Genomic DNA, 16,880 nt, shown 5'->3' on the forward strand with positions numbered 1-16,880 from the left:
AGCATCCATGGCTTCGCGTTAACATCCGCTTTCGGGATAAAGCAGACGTAACCCCCGTGTCCGCTAAGGGCGCAAAAGCGGAGGTTGAAAACTAGCGTTGCCGTTCATTGATGCCGCTCGTCAAGCAGTGATAACCTCAGCTTTCAACAGCCGATATTCTGACAACAAACCTTTGAACAGGCTGTAGCAACAGACCAGCAATACCAGGGTGAAAGGCAGGCCGCTCGCTATAGTGCCGGCTTGCATGGTGCCAAGTGCCGTGGCTCCGCCGCCGACCAATAGCGCCGCAGCTACCGAACCTTGTAATACCGCCCAAAAAATGCGCTGTGCAACGGGCGCATCTGTTCTGCCGCCAGCGGTTATCGCATCGATGACTAGCGAACCGGAGTCAGATGAGGTCACGAAGAATACGATTAACAGGATGATGGCCAGTGAAGAGGCGATATAAGGGAACTGCATATTCTCCAACATCTGGAACAGCACCAAGGGTGCTTCGGTGATGCCGGCGGGCAATTGGCCGACGCCATTCTTGACTTGTTCAATGGCCGTCACTCCAAATGTTGTGAACCATATGATCGCAACAATCACGGGTACGACAAGGACAACCGACAAAAATTCACGGATGGTCCGTCCTTTGGAAATCCGGGCAATGAACATACCGACAAATGGCGACCAGCTGACCCACCAGGCCCAGTAAAATATCGTCCAGCCGTGATACCAGGCCTTGTCTTCTCGACTTGTCCAGTCGCTCAAAGGAATGGCATATTCGGCATAGCTCGCGATGGCCGTGCCAAAGCCGGTGAATATCGCCATGGTTGGCCCCGCCACAAAGACAAAGGCGAGCAGTGATGCGGCGAGAACCATATTGATATTGCTCAGCAGTTTTACGCCGCCATTGATTCCCCGGACAACCGAAACGACGGCCAGAGCTGTGATAACGGCGATCAAGAGCAGTTTGGAGGTTAAGGTCGCTTCGACGCCAAAGAGAAAGGAGAGGCCGGTTGCGGCTTGCTGTGCGCCAAGGCCGAGGGATGTGGCCAAGCCAAACATGGTCGCAATGACCGCCAGAATGTCGATACAATGTCCCGGCCAACCCCAGATCCGATCGCCCAAAATGGGGTAGAAAGCCGAGCGGATAGTGAGTGGTAGTCCCTTGTTGAAGGCGAAAAAGGCCAGAGCCAGACCAATGACCGCGTAAATTGCCCAGGGTGTCAGTCCCCAATGGAAGACCGTGGCCGCGAGCGCGAGGCGCATCGCCTCGGGTGTACGCGGCTCGACGTTAAGCGGTGTTCCGCCCCAATCGGTATAATAGGCCATGGGCTCAGCCGAGCCGTAGAAAACCATGCCAATACCAACGCCTGCGGAGAACAGCATGGCAATCCAGGAAGCTGTTCCGAATTCCGTCTTGGTATCCGGGCCGCCCAATCGAATTTTGCCCAAAGGCGAAGCGGCAACGGACACACAAAAAAGCAGGACGATGTTGCTGGCTATAACAAAGAACCAGTCAAAATTTTGCAGCGTCCACGCCTTGCTCGCTTCCAGTCCGATTTTTGCCGTCTCGGGAAACATCAGCGTTAGCAAAACAAAGGTGATGATCAGAACCGCGCTGATAAAAAACACGGGATTATGCATTTCCAGCCCGAACGGATTGACGTTATCCTGACCGGCTTCATAATCGGTTTCATAATCCGTATCGATTACATCCGCTGCAGTCGCCGTCGTCACTGCTGCTGTTTTCGTTCCGCTCATTGCTGAGGCTCCAATATTTCTTGTCCCAGCGCATCTTTCAGCGGCTGCAAATGTGTTTCATAGCGGCGCCAGAGATCGACACTCGCTTTGGTAATGGGTTGGCGTACCTGTTCTGAACTGGCTGTTCGAACGGCGCGTTTTGTCTGATGAAAATCGATACAGGCTTGTTCGAATGGCAGGCCCAGATAATCCAGCATCCGCCGCACTTGGCCTTCCAGATCATCCAGAACATCTTCATGCTGGACACGCAGCACCGCTCCGGGCAGCACTTTGTCCCAATGATCCATCAGGCCCACATAGTCGCGATAATAGCGGCCAATTTCGTTCAATCCGTAGGTGAATTCCTGGCCCTCGGCGAAGAGCTGCTTAAATCCGGAGAAGCAGCAAGCCATGGGCTCTCGGCGCGCATCGATGATTTTTGCGTTGGGGAGAATGAGCTTGATCAGGCCGATATGGCGGAAATTATTGGGCATTTTATCGATGAAATAGGGCGCGTCCTGCCGATGGATGCGGGTGCTATCGATAAAATCCTGCCCCATGGCGCGCAATTGATCGGCCTCGAGATCGTGCAGATTTTCGGGATATAGGGAATCATTGCTTGCCTGTTTCTGTCGGCGCAATCGGTGCGCAAGCGACAAGATATTAGGCAGTTCCAGCGTGCCATCTATCTGGCTATGGGATGCCAATATCTGTTCGAGCAATGTCGACCCGGCCCGCGGCAGGCCCAGGATGAATATCGGATCCGGCGCGTCGTAACCTTTGCCAGACTGCTTTTCAAACAGGGCAGGTGTGCAGGCTGTGATCTGGTTATCGAGCTCTGCCGTCATCTGATCGGCATCATAACGTGACTGTACGCGCTTCAATTCATTGCCGCGCTGATAATAGCCGAAGGATGTGTGATAATCCTTGCGGTCTTCATAAGCCTTGCCGAGGGCAAAACAGATGTGGATGCGGTTCTGGTAGCTCAGCTGGTTGCCCTGTTCTTGCGCTTCCATCAGGCTGAGTTCTTCGTCGCTAAACCGATAGGTTTTCAGATTGGCTAAACCATAATAAGCATCGCCATATCCCGGGTCTGATTTAACGGCTGTTTGATAGGATAGAACAGCCTCGTCATGGCGGCCAAATGTCTTCAGGGCATGCCCTCTGGAGGTCAATGTGACCGGATCACTGGGAAGCCGCTGCAAAACCTTTTCAAACAGATCCAAGGCCTGCTCATAGTCACCGGTCTGCATGGACTCGATCGCATAGAGGGATTGGAAAACCGGGTTTGCAGTGTCACGCTGATAGAGCAGCTCGCTTTGCTTGAGCGCTTCGGAAAATTTCTGACGCTTGCGCAATATCTGGATATAATCGATGCGCACCTGGATATTGTCCGGTTCAAATTCAATCGCGCTTTCGAGCAGGAAATCGGCATCTTCCAATATGCCCAATCGCACGCCGATATCGGCGAGCAGTCGCATGCCTTCAACATTCCGGGGATTTTTTTGCAGGAAATGGCGACAGGCATTCTCTGCCTTGATCAGCTTGCCCTCGTGCAACAGATGCGACACGCCGACTAATTGCTTGGGCATGGCAGCTATGCGTTGCTCTTGGCCGCGCATTTCTGCCGCGGCATCCCGTTGGCCCCAGCCTTCGAATATATCGGCTTGTGCTTTCCAGCTGGCTTGCAATACGGGATTGCATTGGCAGGCCCGGCGATAGGCGGCGAGGGCGCTTTCATCATCGCCCTTGGCTCTGAATATATGACCCTCTTCCTGATAGGCCCTACCAAAATCGGGGGAGAGGGTCTTCAGCTGATTGACGCTGGCCAGTGCCTTGTCAGTATGTCCAGAATAGCGCTCGCAAACCGCTTTCATGTACAGAGCGTCAATATTCTCGGGCTCACCCTGCAACACCACCACAGCGATTTTCAGCGCAGCATCGAAGCGCCCCTCATACATTTGAGTGCGCGCCTGCTTTAGCAATTCGGCTATATCGAGAGCTGTTTCAGACATGTATTCGCGGCTTGCTATCCTTCAAAAAAGGGAGGCTAACCCCTGGCTAGCCTCCCCCTGTTGTATTTTTCCTTAATATGTGAAGGAAACCCGTGCGCCCACGGTCAGCGGGCGGTTCACTGTGATACGCGAACGATCGTAAACGAAACTGCCGCTAATCTCGGCGCGTTCGTCGGTTAGATTGTCGCCGAATATCTCGAAGGACCATTTGTCATCGCTAACACCAGCCGACAGACCAAATGTCGTCCAGCTGTCGAGCGTAATCCGGTTAATCTCGATAATGTCGGTCGCGGAAGAAGCCGAATGGGTCATCTGTGGCTGGACATGGGCTGTCCAGTCGCCAAAGGCATTCCATTCATAGCGAGCCCGCAAATTGCCTTGAAAACTCGGCGCATAAGCGAGGCTGCGTCCTTCAATCACATCATTAGTTGGCGTGAGAACGTCGGTAATCTCCGTATCCAGAATGGAAAATGCCGCACTCACGGTCAAACCATCAATAGCATAAGGTGCGATGGTGATATCTGCCTCAAGGCCCAATATCTCTGCGTTCGCCGCATTGTCCGAGAAGAACAAGTTGGTGATGCTGGTATCAAAGATTGTGGTCTGCAAATTCTTCACATCGACGAAAAATGCATTACCGTTGAAACGCACCTGATTGTCGAAGAGCGATGTTTTCCAACCAATTTCATAATTGGTCACTTCATCGGTTTCCAGAGCGAATGGAACGGTAAAGCCGCCGGGACTTTGCGCGCCGCCGGGACGGTTCAGCAATCCTGGACGAAAGCCTTCCGAATAGGTTGCATAGAACAACAGATCATCGGTTGGCGTCCATGTCAGATTGGCCTTGAAGATAAAGCCATCGGTTGTCGCCTTGTCCGGTGCGCTCAGCGAGTTGAACACTTGCTGCGCTTGTGCGGGGCTTAGTCCAGCAGCCTCAATGTCGGCTACCGATTGACCGAGGGTAAACGTCTGGCGCAGGGCGTCAGTGCAACTGCCGATGAATGTGAAGCTGCCATCGCCATCATAAAGATCGCTGATGTTGGTGCCAAAGGCATTTTCATCCACGCCGCTTGAATTACAGAAAGACGAATTCGCGCTGCCTTCTAAATCCACTTCGACGTCATAATAACGCGCACCCAAGGTGATTGCGAATTGATTCGAAATGTCGAATGTGGCTTCACCAAATATACCGAATTGCTTGTCGGTACGGCGCACATCGTTGCGGAATATGACGCCGGCTGGATAAGCGCTGCTATCGGTGTTGAAAGCGGTTGGTTGTGAAAAGTTAGCCGGAAAAGAGCCGCCGAACAAATCGATTGCTGTACTGCCGGGGTATTTGAAATCATTGCGTTCGAGCAATTCCAGATCGCTGTAAAAACCGCCAGCGGTCAAGCGCAACGGATAATCCGCCGGTGTATTGAAACGGAGCTCATGGGTCATCACTTCGGTTTCTGTCCGCGAATTTACGAGCAGATTTGGTGCCTGACACGTGCCTGTTGGCGCAGCGCCGGGATAAGAAACCGACCCGTCACAGATATAATAAGGCAGATATTGGCCAACGAACAGATAGTCGGAATAATCGACCCGCTGTGTTGTCTCACGTTTGGTGTAAGCACCAGTATAGACCAGTTCCAATGCGCCAATCCGGCCTTCCAATGTCCAGCTGGTATTGTTGAAATCATCCTTGATTTCATCCTGTTCAAAGCGTTGGATTTCCAGATCACCCAGTGTCGGGTCTTCAAAGAAAACGCCATCGGAATCCAATCCCTGACGGGCATGGGCGACGGTTAGGCTCCAGTCGTTTGAGAATTTATATTTACCGCTGACCCGGAAACCGAGATATTGGGTATCGTTGAAGTTCTTTTCGACGAGAGCTGAATTGTCCGCCAAAATGAAATTCACGCCGGTTAGATCGGCACCGGCTTGCAACCCGTTACGAGCGGCACTGACAGGAACGCCATTGTCGCGGACCGTTCCGGCTGCGCGGAATCGGGCGCTGTCGGCGGTACTGCGGGTTCCGGCCACATTGTTGATATAGCCGCCTTTATTGTCATAATAACCAACGGCGCGGATCGCAAAGCTATCGGTAACCGGGACATTCACCATGACCTCGATATTGTTGCTGGGATCGCCACTTTTGGTGAACGATACACCGGCTTTCGCTTTTACCTGAAACTGTCCAAGAACCGGCTTGTTGGTAATCAAGCGCACAGTGCCTGCCTGCGAGCTGGCGCCAAACAATGTCCCTTGTGGCCCGGACAACACTTCCACGCGCTCCAGATCGGCTGCATAAACGTCGAGGTTGCGGCCTGGTTGTGATACCGGCTGTTCGTCTAGGTAGAGCGCCACATTGGGTGCAAGTCCAGCAACGCCGGCTGTTGTCAGATTGGGCGTGGTCGAAGCCAAGCCGCGAATATAGATGGTGCTTTGACCAGGTCCACCGCCGCCAGCAGTGACGCCGGGCAGTTGCTGCAGGTAATCGTCAAAGACTGTTACGCCCAGTTGATCGAGTGTTTCTTCACCCAATGCCTGAACAGCAACTGCAACATCCTGCAAATCTGCAGTACGTTTTGTCGCTGTGACGACAATTTCCTGTACACCCCTTTGTTGTTCGTTATTGGTTGTTTCCTGAGCTTGTGCCGATGCACAGCCCATAGCTGCGATGACCGCAAGCGATGCGCCCGTTTTTAAATAAATCAAATAACCCTCGTGTGGTTTTTTTAAATTTTAGGGAAAAACACATTCGACCGATGAAAACCTATCGAACCCATTGCAAAGCCAAAAAAAAGATGTCCCCTGCGACCTCGGCTTTCAAATCTTGGCCCTTATAGCAACCATTACGGCTTTGTGAACCGTAGTGTTGGTTATGTAACTTTCGATACCCCCAAAGACCAAGATGGATCAGTCTTAAGCAACTGCTTTTGGTTGAGTATTGTGATCGTCCAACCCACCAAGGCCAGCGTCCGCTTTCGGGATATTGCGGACACAACGCTAATGTCCGGTATGGGCGCAAAAGCGGACATTAGAATGATCCGTGCAAGGGTTCTTGCATATCTCGTGATGTTCATTTTCATCATTATCACTTCAATTGGCGAAAATCTCGCCTTGAACAACAGCACGTGTGCAAGTCTTGCAGCGGATTGGGCGCAATCACCACGTCCCTTGTTACTAAACGGATGAAAGCGTATGCTGATTTTACATGGGGCCACAAAGTGGCTTAACGGGGTAAAAACTGGTGGCATCACATACTGTTTTCCTGAGTTACTCTCGGAAAGATCAAAAAGACGCGCTTTTGATTGTCGAAGCTCTGGAGCAAGCGGGGTTTTCCGTTTGGTGGGATGGCATGCTTGAAGGCGGTGAGCGATTTGCCAATACAACCGAAGCAGAGCTGGCCGGCGCTAAGGCTGTCATTGTCTTGTGGTCAAAGACTTCGATCACATCCCATTGGGTTCATGATGAAGCCACGCGCGGACGCGATAGCGGACGACTCGTTCCGATCTCTCTGGATGGAAGCGATCCGCCACTGGGCTTTGGGCAGTTTCAGTGCATCGATCTATCGCGTTCCAAGTCCAAGCCCGACAGCCCCGAAATGCAAAAAATCCTGAAGGCGGTTGCCGCTCTTCATGACGGCGAAGATCAGCCAGATGCGCCGCTCGTATCGGCACCCCCACGGATAGGGCGGAGAAATGTAATGTTGGGCGGCGGTGCGGTTACATTGCTGGCTGGAGGTTTGTCAGTTTGGCAGAGCGGTATTTTGAGTTCTGGTGATGAAGCTACGCCCAGTAGCATCGCAGTATTGCCCTTCGCCAATCTGAGCGGTGATCCTGAACAAGCCTATTTTTCTGATGGCCTGACCTCCGAAATTCGCGCCCAATTGTCCCGCAATCCGTTGCTGCAAATTGTCGGTCAGACATCATCCAATAATTTTCGCGATCATCAAGTCGATGCAAAAACCATCGCGCAGCAACTGGGTGTGTCCTTTTTGCTTGATGGCAATGTGCAAAAGGCGGCAGGCCAATTCAAAATCGCGACCGATCTGATTGATGGACGCACCGGATTGAGCCAATGGACTGAAACCGTTGAGCGGCCAATTGCCGACATATTCAAGGTCCAGTCAGAAATAGCCGCTGCTGTCGCGGCTGCTCTTTCGGTTGCGCTGGGCAGTGATGCCGATGCCGATCAAGCAAGGCAACCGGGCGGCACGGAAAACATCGCGGCTTTTGATGCCTTCCTAAGAGGTCAGGATCTGTTCGAGCTTCATATAGATGAAACGAGCGAACGCGCGGCTCTCGCAAAATTTGATGAGGCCATCGGCATCGATCCGGAATATGCTGCGCCCCGTGCGGCACGGGCCCGAGTTTTGGCTGTCATCGCCAATCAATATGCAAATAGCATCGAGCGTGTGAAGCTGTATGACGAGGCGGTGGCGGAGGCGACACGCGCCACCGAAATCGCGCCTGAATTTGCTGCGGGATATAATGCCCTGGGATATGGCCTGTTCTATGGGCGTCTGGATGTAAAAGGGGCGCGTACGCCATATGAAAAAGCCTATTCCCTGGCCAAAAGCAACGTTGATGTGTTTAGCCGATATGCCATCTATTGTGCGCGGACCGGTCGTTTTGAAGAAGCGTATCGCGTCATCGAACAGACCTCAAAACTTGACCCACTCAACGCCACGATATTTCGGTCAATGGGCGGTATAAAATATGCAGGCAAGCGATATGATGAAGCCATTCAATCGGCCAGACGTGCATTGGAAATCAATCCCCAGAGGAATAGCGTGCACGGCGATATCGGCGATTCCTATCTCATGCTTGGCGATCTGGCCAAAGCACGAGTAGAATATGAACTGGAACCCAATAGTCTGATCGCGTTTACCGGAAAAGCGATACTGGATCACCGAGAAGGGAACCTGGATGGGGCCCAATTGAATTTTGAAAATCTGATTACCGCCCACGGTGACAATGGACTGTACCAGCAAGCTGAAGTTCTGGCGCAATGGGGCAAGGTTGACGAGGCTTTTCAAACATTGGCCGAGGCAAAAAAACTTGGTGACTCAGGCTTGATCTATTTGCTGAACGATCCCTTTCTCGACCCGCTGCGGGATGATCCAAGATTTAATGACTTGCTATTACAGCTTGGGTTTATATGATTTGCGTACAAATTATAGGGGGATGGAAAATGCGTAAGATTTTAGCAATAGGAACAATTACAGCTCTATCGCTGGGCCTTGCGGCCTGCGACACGCCTGCAGATGATGCGACGGTTGAAGAGGTCGTTGCAGATGATGCCATGGCGGCTGACAAGGGCGGCGCAGAGGCTTCCAATGATCAAGCAGGGTCAAACGATCAGGGACCGAGTGATCAGGGTTCCAACGATCAAGGTTCCAACGACCAGGGCTCCAACGACCAGGGTTCCAACGATCAAGGTTCCAACGACCAGGGCTCCAACGACCAGGGTTCCAATGATCAGGGTTCCAATGATCAGGGCTCCAACGACCAATAACGCAAGATAAAATCAGATTCAAAAGGGCTCGTAAATCGGGCCCTTTTTTATGGCCTAACGATGCGTCACGACATCCCCTTCCAGTTGGCTAATGCGTCGTTTTGCTGTGATTATCCAGTTGGTGTATTGAGCCAGATCGACAAATAAAGAGGGGTTTTGCTTGCCGTTCTCAATGTCGCCGCACCCGATGCCCCAGACGATTATGCCCACCTGAACTTTCTTCCGGCCGTGCCATCGTATCACCGGACCGCCGCTGTCGTTGGTGCAGCTGAAGGCAGTTTTGCGTTTCTCAGATGTCTTCGGGGTTTCTGCGCATAGTTTTTTGACCACTACATTGCGATAGCCCTTGCGTCCCCGACACTCTGATGACCCCAATATCGCTAGCTCTGCAATTCTGAGCTTTGCCTCATTGACTTGCCGACTGCCATCTTCCGCCACTAGCCGGTCATTGCCTCTTACACCTCTTTTGATGACACCAGTATATCCCCAGCCCAGTATCTGTACCCGATCACCCGCGCCGGTTGAGCGGAATCCACGGACATTACCCGTCAGCAAAATGGGTTTTTGCGGTACTCTTTTCGATTTGGGAGTGATCCGCACAAGCGCAATGTCATCCTTGGGATTGCCGGGTCTATATCCCGCATGGACAACGACCGATACGATCCTGTATTTTTCTCCGCCGCGTTCCAGATTCTGGGTTCCAACCCGCACTTCACGCACTTTTAGAACTTTTTGGCCCGCTGTCGGTCCCTTCGCTACGCAGTGGGCTGCGGTCAGGACAATATTTTGGGCGATCAACGTACCACCACAGCGATGATAGCGCTGAAACGGCTTTTGTTTCCAAAGAAGCTTGCCCTTCGATCCTAATTTTTTGTCGGCCGCGATCTGGGACGCTGTATAGGTCTGATTGGAGTAGATTTGAACTTGCCACGGCGCAAATCCATCGCCCACAATTTCTCCGCCGCCCACTGCCTCAACAGGCGGCCGAGAACCGTAATATCTGCTTCGGGTTATGCTCCAGCCCGAATCCGTACCCACACGAATGACTTTCGGGAGGGTCGGATCATAGATGCCTGTGATCGTTCCGCATAAGATTTTCTTCAACAGGCTCGAACAGTCATTGGGATCAATTTTCCCTGTCCTGGCTGATGCAAAAAACTCAGGGTTTATCGGATCGTCCGAGGATATCGTCAGAAACTCGTGGCGGCCCGGGGCATCGAAACTGAACCCCTTTTCCCCATAATCCACATAGACACTTTGACCGGATTTAATCGGATCGTCGCTAGCAGTCTCAAAAACCCATTGTAGCTCATTGTCAGGCTTGATCATAAGCACATAGACAAATTGTGGCTTTGCGTTGCCTTCAAGAACCTCTACCTTCAGCGAAAGAGGAAATTCGGTCAGCAGGCTTAAGAAGCGTTCCGGTTTAGGGTTTTCACTGCTCGGTTTATAGCGAATGTCAAGAGTGGCTCCATTCCTGAATGCCGGCATATTCTCTATACTTAACAATGCTTTTCGTCTCATGATTTTCCGCACTTCGGCGTCAAGATCTGTGGCGAAACTTCCATCATCCAGCCGACCGACAAAAATGGGCGTGCGGGTGTCCCGCTGGTCCGTATAGGGCCCCTGATCCCATCGCCGATAGGTCTCGCTCGCACCGTAAAATTCCATGTCGATAAGATAGAAATTTTCTGGCGATTCAGGATCTGCGCTAACCTCATATTCGCTCGGCCAGCCAACCCGGACATGTGGGTTTTTTCGCAATATTCTCTCGATCTCTGGAGCGTTTTTACCCAGTTCTTCACGCAAACCAATTGTAATCTTCCCATCGGTAAGGTTCGGGTTGGTCGTTGGAACTATGATCGCTGAAGCTGGTGATACCCAGGACATGGCGAGCAGCAGGGCGCAAAAGCCTGCCAGCAACAGGGTTTTCAACCGGCTGTCTGTTTCTTCGCAGATTGTGCCTGTTTGCATTCCCATATCACGCCCCCTATCCAAACCAATGGATGTTGCGCGACCCCATCCTGCTCGATCGGTATCATATATTGCAACAAGTTGTAAAATAATAAGAAATCGATGCTGAACGTGCTGGGTGTTCGATCAAACCGGGACAGTGATATTTTTCCCGCCAAATACGGCCTGCCAATTTTCAATTTCTGATGTGACCACTTCGTCGGCGGCATGAACCAGTGCGGTTACGCGCCCATAGTCCAACGCGCTATCGGGGGCCTCCAAAAGCAAACTGGCGCGGTTATGGATGGCATTGAGTTTCTCTGCTGTAACTTCCGAAATAGCGGCAAATCTCTCAAAATCGCCAAAATATCTTATGCCAGCCACTGCAGCACCAAAAGTGGGAAACAACACGCCCAAAACGGTAAAAGTCTTGGAAAGCTTTAGCACAATCGCACTGTCGACAAGGTCCATCGCTGAGGCGCCCTTTAACAAAAGATAGATCGCTACCGACAGCACCGCCAGGCCGAACAGGAATTCGGACAGCCTGTCGAGATTATGGTGCACCACCTTGAGGCGCTTTGACTTGTCAGAATGATAGTCGCGCTGCTGAACCACATGACATTCCAAAAGCGCTGCTAGTGTCGATCGCAAATAGGGTGCCGTGATCCTGGCCTTGGGCAGCCCGATAGACCGCAGTGATTGGCGGACATACCATTCAGGCCAGGATGTTTCGGTCCCCTGAAGCCATTGCCCCGGTGCGCGCGCTGCACCGAGTATCAGCAGGAGAGGGCTATGCCGAAAATATTCAGCGACACGGCGAGTTTCAAACCAGCGACCATGCCAGCGGTATTTCTGCCCGCGGAAGGTTATGATCACAATCCCCAGCAGCAGCAAGAATTCGAACAGTGCAAAAATCCATTTCTGATCGGGGGAAACCAGTGGAAGATAGAGGACCCCGCCGACAATCGCGAAAGCAGACAAGATGAAGTTAACGATCATGCCGCCACGATAATGATCCGACAGACGCGACGAGATCCCATCTGCCCAGGCAAAATTCTGCATCGCTATGCTGTCTATTTTTGCCGGTAGTTCCGGATCCGAAAAGGGAAGGCTTTTCGTCACATTCAACAATTCTGTACCACTGCCGCTCGCAATTTCATTTGGTTTCTCATAGCGCTGGACCAGCTTTCGAAATGGCCTTCCACCACCATCGAACATCGCCTCCACGCGCCGAAAGGCATGGGTCAGGCGGGCGCTCTTATCGTGCCATTTTTCATCCAGAAAAGCCAGCAGGCCACCTTTCGGAGTATCTCCTGGAGCGAGTATGTTGGTTACGATTTGTACCAGCGTTGTTTTTCGATCTTGCGCATTGCTGCGCTGGGAATGGGCGGCCAGAGATTCTGAGCTGTACAGGATTTGCCAGTCTTCTGGACTTTGCGGGTCAACCCAGATCACCGGCGAACCAAGATCCAGCGCCTTGGCGACGGTGTAGCCTGTTCCGCCAATATTGGCTGTGCTTTCCCCATCCCATACCGCGATAACAAGATCGGATTGTTCGATGAGAATCTGTCCAGCCAAGGCGGCGCGGCGAGCGCTCTCCAGTTCAAAGGCCTGTGCTTTGGCAAAATCATTCGGAGCATCCAGTTTTGCCAAGAACAGTGCGCTTATCTTTTCATCCTGATCTGCCAGTTCGAATATATGTGCCTGTTCCGAAATGGCCTTAATCTCCGCCGCACGCTGATTGGTGGCCGGGTCCTTTGCCAAACCGTCCGCCAATAATGCCCTTGCGTCATTGGCGTTTTCAGGCAGCGCATTGATCGCAAGATTCAGGTTTTTGCCAAATGGCAGCGGATTGATAACCCCCCAGTCCCGTTTAATGGCCAGATGCGCAGCAACCTGATCAGTCCCGTCGACCAACAGCGTATGAAGCCTTGTCGGTGCAAGGGCTTCAGGACCAAATAGCAAGGACGTATTTTTGCTCGCTTCTGTTATCACATCCATAATCTCAGCCATAACGGCTTCTATCTTTGCTTGATGGGCAGCATAGCCATGATGCGCCTGACGATGGCCGGTCACGCCCACACTCACGCGAACCTGAGGGGGATCTGGCGGCGCAACACCGCTCATGACGAGGTGTCACCCGATCGCATCTGGTGACCGCTTACTCTTCCTGAGGGGACCATATGCGTTCCATTGTAAGATAGGTAAATGACGCGCTCCAGGCGATCAGAAGCAATCCGGTCAAGGCTTCTATTCCGGCGACAAGCCGCATAGAACCTTCTGGTGTGATATCTCCGATACCGAGCGTAGTGTAAGATGCTATGGAGAAATACAAATAGTCTGCCGCTGTTGAACTGTGCGCACCGTTCAGGCTTCCCAGTCCCGTTATGGTCATTATCCAAAAGGCAATCGCGAACAAGACGATTTCGACCAGATGGGTTGCGAAGATCAACGTCATGACGGTCAATATGGGATAACGAATATTATCCTGCAATTGCGGAATTTTTCGCGACGCTTTGCGTAAAACCTTAAAGTGCAGATAAAGGCACATCGCGATCAATAACGCCGAAACGAAAAGAGGAACAATGAGCTCGTTCATGATAATGGCATTGATTCATATGGAGTTTTTGTCAAGCGCGCTGAAAGCGCAGCGATTTGATCTGAGTAGCTTTGGGAGGCATGTGGGTCCTGATCATGATGTCGATATCGTAGGCGTCTAATGTCCGCTTTCGGGATGAAGCCGTCGCTAGTCATAGTGCCCGCTTAGGGCGCAAAAGCGGACGTTAGGAGAGTGTTACTTTTTTCTAGTCTCTCTCGCAGGCATCTGTAGTAAGAATGCTCACTCTTTTCGTAAGCAAATGTTCAGGAGGCGGTGTTAAAAAGATGCTAAGGCTCCTCAAATCTATTTACTTTTGGGCCTCTACGCGGCGTCATTACTTGGCTGGCGAATATGACAAAGCCATCAAACAATATATGAAGCTCGAAACCGTTTTTACCCCTAAACTTCGACATAGATCATACTTTGCTACGTTGTTAATGCTGGATGGAAAGGGAGCTGAAGCCATCGCAAACTTCAGCTCGATCACTGACGAAATTGGAAACGAGTTTGGACAACACGGCAGCGCCAACATTCAATACATTCAATCATACTGCCAGATGTATCTGTCTGGCCTAACGGGCATGTCCGACGGCACAATCCACTTTGAAAAAGCCAAAAACTAATTGTTTCGAGATCGTTGGAGAAGTGTCTCCCACTGCCTGAACAATACGACTAGTGTCCGCTTTGGGCGCAAAAGCGGACATAACAACCGCACTAGCTGCCGTTCTGTTAACGGCCCTTGCGGTCGTCACGAAGCTAAGCGTCGTTTAGCTCTATTGTCTCGTCCTTATTCGCTTTGTTCTCCAACCAAAATAGCCGCGCGCACATCACCAAAAGTCCGATGCTCACGGTTGCGTGAACAAACACCGCCCAGGGCAATAGCCCCATCCCTTGCTTGCGAGCACGCGGTGCAATGAAGAAGAATGCGATAACGGCGCACATAACGATGTCCCACCAAACCTGAAGCCCTGTAAGATTAGCAGCGTGATTGGCGAAGAACATGGGAATGCCCTCGCGCGTCAATTGCAACGCTGTGAAGGCTGAGAACACCATGGCTAGAGCAATAGCAATGATTGGGCTGCCCTTTTGGGATCTTACGCCAATTATGTAGGCATAAGCGATGGCTGCCACTCCGAGCACCACATATAATAATATCTCCAAATTATTCATCGCGACCTTCCTCCCACAAAACTAGCCTCACCCGATTAAAGGCGCTCCTGCTCCATCCAAAGATGATGTTTCATCTCGCGAACCAACACATATTATTGAAGAAATCAAGTGCTAACACATGAAGGCGTTCGCCTGCGCAAAGGATAACTTCCGTGGAAAGGGACCCAGACATCTAGACCGCTTTCACCCCCACTTTCAGACATACGGCAAGATGAAAGCTAGTGTCCGCTTTCGGGATAAAGCAGACATTGTCTGCTAAGGTGACACCAACTCCAAATGCCCAACCTTCATAGCCATAGCTAGCTCATAGATCGTAACGATCGTCGGATTACGCTTCCCGCGTTCTGTAGATATGTAGGGACTCGTGAGACATCTTCTGTAAATTCCTGATGCAGGAAGGAGATGATCGAATGACCAAGGAAGACGAGCGCGAAGTACAGCGTAAATTACGGATATTGCAGCATGCAGAGAAGATAGGGCATGTCGCCAAGACCTGCCGCTATTTTGGCATTGGCCGGGCCAGCTTTTACAGATGGAAGCGCGCCTATGAGCGCGACGGTGAAGCTGGGCTGGTCAATGCCAAAACAATTCCTAAAAACCCGCCCAACCAGACACCGCCTGAAGTGGCAGAGAAAGTTCTTCATCTGCGGCGTAAATATCATCTCGGACCCGAACGGATCATGTGGTATCTGGCGCGCTATCATGGGATAAAACTATCCGACGCCACGATATATCGGATCCTCAAACGCAATGGCCTAAATCGGCTCCCGCGCGGAACCCGCCTCCGTAAGGTCCACACCAAGCGCTACAACAAACAGGTCCCGGGTCACCATATCCAGATGGACGTCAAGTTCCTGACTTTTATTGGAAAAAAGGGCGAGAAGATACGCCGTTTCCAATATACGGCGATTGATGATGCGACCCGCGTTCGCGCCCTGAAAGTCTATAAAAAACATACACAAGCCAATGCGATCGACTTCGTCGATCACATCATCGACAAGTTCCCGTTCCGCATTCGCGAAATCAGAACCGACAATGGCCACGAGTTCCAGGCCAAGTTCCATTGGCACGTCGAGGACCTCGGTATCCGACATGCCTATATCAAACGCGGCACACCGCAACTGAACGGCAAAGTGGAACGATCTCACCGCTCTGATCAGCAGGAGTTTTACCAACTGCTAAGCTATAAAGGTGATGTCGATCTGGAAGACAAACTCGACCAGTGGGAGCGCTTCTACAACTTCCATCGACCGCACGGCGCCTTCAATGGGAAAACACCCTATGAAGCTCTCCGGGAAAGGCTATAATCGAAGATAGACAATGTCTCGCCAGTCACCCGATGTTACAGTTCATGGATCTCGTCGGGAACTGAACCTCGTATTCGAGGACTAGTTGCAGGTTTTTCGATCAATAAACAATCAAAGCCTAAAAAATTTTCATATAAATTATTGAATTTTATAAAAATTGATTAAGATTTTAAAAGATACACTAATAAAACTAATTATCTAATTCACTTACTTGTTGCTATGAATTTGTTTGTAATTTATTGTCATTGATTACATGTATTGCTGCGAGGTTCGATGGAATACAATGACTAAGGCTTTTGTCAAAATGTTGAGTGGCATTGCCATGCTTTTTCATACCACCGCCGCGTTCGCCCAATCGACTATTGACCCCGAAGGTTCCGGAGTAATCGTATCTGCAGTCAATTGGCTTCAAGGAACTTTGCTTGGCACGGTTGCTACTGTTGTTGCAGTCATAGCAATTGCAGCAGTTGGTTTCATGATGCTGACCGGACGGGTTAACTGGCGACACGGCGCGGTTGTCATTTTAGGTTGCTTCATTCTGTTCGGCGCCGCCAGCATAGTTGCAGGTATTCAATCTGCCGCGACCATGGGTCAGTAAGCGTG

General features: G+C 51.3%; 13 protein-coding genes. 6 read left to right on the forward strand and 7 right to left on the reverse strand.

From position 1 onward, the window contains the following. Window positions 1-120: 120 nt before the first annotated feature. From ACO6S1_RS08375 to ACO6S1_RS08385, 3 genes are all read right to left on the reverse strand, one after another. Window positions 121-1,749, reverse strand: a complete 1,629-nt coding sequence (locus tag ACO6S1_RS08375; RefSeq protein WP_422345856.1) for a BCCT family transporter — start codon at window positions 1,747-1,749, stop codon at window positions 121-123. Then, window positions 1,746-3,743 (reverse strand): tetratricopeptide repeat-containing sulfotransferase family protein, encoded by a 1,998-nt coding sequence (locus ACO6S1_RS08380; protein WP_422345857.1) that lies wholly within the window; start codon window positions 3,741-3,743, stop codon window positions 1,746-1,748. The genes ACO6S1_RS08375 and ACO6S1_RS08380 overlap by 4 nt, the downstream gene beginning before the upstream one ends. Window positions 3,744-3,815: 72 nt before the next feature. After that, window positions 3,816-6,443, reverse strand: a complete 2,628-nt coding sequence (locus ACO6S1_RS08385) for a TonB-dependent receptor (RefSeq protein WP_422345858.1) — start codon at window positions 6,441-6,443, stop codon at window positions 3,816-3,818. A gap of 225 nt (window positions 6,444-6,668) precedes the next feature. On the opposite strand from ACO6S1_RS08385, the gene ACO6S1_RS08390 reads away from it, so the two are divergent. The 3 genes from ACO6S1_RS08390 to ACO6S1_RS08400 are packed head-to-tail and all read left to right on the forward strand — an operon-like array spanning window position 6,669 to window position 9,248. Next, the gene (locus ACO6S1_RS08390) at window positions 6,669-6,923 is read left to right on the forward strand and encodes a hypothetical protein (protein WP_422345859.1); all 255 of its coding nucleotides are present in this window, start codon (window positions 6,669-6,671) and stop codon (window positions 6,921-6,923) included. Between the two features lie 55 nt (window positions 6,924-6,978). Continuing rightward, complete coding sequence (locus ACO6S1_RS08395; RefSeq protein WP_422345860.1) at window positions 6,979-8,895, forward strand: TIR domain-containing protein; 1,917 nt, start codon at window positions 6,979-6,981, stop codon at window positions 8,893-8,895. Window positions 8,896-8,924: 29 nt separating this feature from the next. Then, window positions 8,925-9,248 (forward strand): hypothetical protein, encoded by a 324-nt coding sequence (locus ACO6S1_RS08400; protein WP_422345861.1) that lies wholly within the window; start codon window positions 8,925-8,927, stop codon window positions 9,246-9,248. Window positions 9,249-9,302: 54 nt separating this feature from the next. On the opposite strand, the gene ACO6S1_RS08405 is transcribed toward ACO6S1_RS08400, so the two are convergent. From ACO6S1_RS08405 to ACO6S1_RS08415, 3 genes are all read right to left on the reverse strand, one after another. Next, entirely contained in the window at window positions 9,303-11,228 is a 1,926-nt protein-coding gene (locus ACO6S1_RS08405; RefSeq protein ID WP_422345862.1) for a S1 family peptidase, read from the reverse strand. Window positions 11,229-11,348: 120 nt separating this feature from the next. Beyond that, window positions 11,349-13,328, reverse strand: a complete 1,980-nt coding sequence (locus ACO6S1_RS08410) for a hypothetical protein (RefSeq protein WP_422345863.1) — start codon at window positions 13,326-13,328, stop codon at window positions 11,349-11,351. A gap of 34 nt (window positions 13,329-13,362) precedes the next feature. Continuing rightward, window positions 13,363-13,800, reverse strand: a complete 438-nt coding sequence (locus tag ACO6S1_RS08415; protein WP_422345864.1) for an ion channel — start codon at window positions 13,798-13,800, stop codon at window positions 13,363-13,365. Between the two features lie 338 nt (window positions 13,801-14,138). Between ACO6S1_RS08415 and ACO6S1_RS08420 the strand changes: the two genes are divergently transcribed. Continuing rightward, the gene (locus ACO6S1_RS08420) at window positions 14,139-14,423 is read left to right on the forward strand and encodes a hypothetical protein (protein WP_422345865.1); all 285 of its coding nucleotides are present in this window, start codon (window positions 14,139-14,141) and stop codon (window positions 14,421-14,423) included. Window positions 14,424-14,556: 133 nt separating this feature from the next. Here the strand turns inward: ACO6S1_RS08420 and ACO6S1_RS08425 are convergent, their stop codons facing one another. Further along, window positions 14,557-14,970 (reverse strand): hypothetical protein, encoded by a 414-nt coding sequence (locus ACO6S1_RS08425; RefSeq protein ID WP_422345866.1) that lies wholly within the window; start codon window positions 14,968-14,970, stop codon window positions 14,557-14,559. 410 nt (window positions 14,971-15,380) lie between these two features. On the opposite strand from ACO6S1_RS08425, the gene ACO6S1_RS08430 reads away from it, so the two are divergent. Both ACO6S1_RS08430 and ACO6S1_RS08435 read left to right on the forward strand, forming a co-directional pair. Further along, the gene (locus tag ACO6S1_RS08430; RefSeq protein ID WP_422345867.1) at window positions 15,381-16,277 is read left to right on the forward strand and encodes an IS481 family transposase; all 897 of its coding nucleotides are present in this window, start codon (window positions 15,381-15,383) and stop codon (window positions 16,275-16,277) included. A 283-nt stretch (window positions 16,278-16,560) separates the two neighbouring features. After that, entirely contained in the window at window positions 16,561-16,875 is a 315-nt protein-coding gene (locus ACO6S1_RS08435) for a TrbC/VirB2 family protein (protein ID WP_422345868.1), read from the forward strand. Window positions 16,876-16,880 lie beyond the last annotated feature (5 nt).

Source organism: Parasphingorhabdus sp., from assembly GCF_965233695.1.
Lineage (GTDB): Bacteria > Pseudomonadota > Alphaproteobacteria > Sphingomonadales > Sphingomonadaceae > Parasphingorhabdus.